Source organism: Streptomyces sp. DH12, from assembly GCF_020873895.1.
Lineage (GTDB): Bacteria > Actinomycetota > Actinomycetes > Streptomycetales > Streptomycetaceae > Streptomyces.
This window is the reverse complement of sequence record NZ_JAHWGT010001577.1, coordinates 1-398: the sequence shown is the minus strand read 5'-3', so window position 1 is coordinate 398 and position 398 is coordinate 1. Positions and strand designations below refer to the sequence as shown.

Here is a 398-nt window from a genome sequence, read left to right as displayed (position 1 = left end):
TGGCGCGGTCGTCTTCGGCGAGCAGAACGGTGTGCGGCACCCGCCCAGTGTGCCAAGCCGCCGGGGCCGGGCGGCCCCGGCGGCCGTCCGGGCCTCCGCTTCTTACCGCCGTCTCACCCGCCGGGGCGCAGCGCGGCGAGCCGTTCCGCGAAGGGGGTCACGTTCTCGAACGTGTCCTTCTTGGGCAGCGGGGCACCCACGGGCGCCCCCCGCCGGTCCGCGGCGCCGGGCTGCGGGGCCGTCCCCCGGCCGGGCGCGGCCCCGGGCCCCGGTGACGGCTGCCCGTTCGGCGCGGCCGTACCGCTGCCCGAAGGGCTGCCCGGCGAGGACGCACGGCCACCGGGCGCGGCCCCACCCCGCGGGGTTGTCCCCGGAGCGCCGGACGCCGCCATCCGGGG

At 81.2% G+C, this 398-nt stretch carries 1 pseudogene; it reads right to left on the bottom strand.

Annotation, left to right across the window (positions count from 1 at the left end):
• Positions 1-113 precede the first annotated feature (113 nt).
• Positions 114-398 (bottom strand): annotated as a pseudogene (locus LPA54_RS41165) (hypothetical protein); the annotation flags it as partial.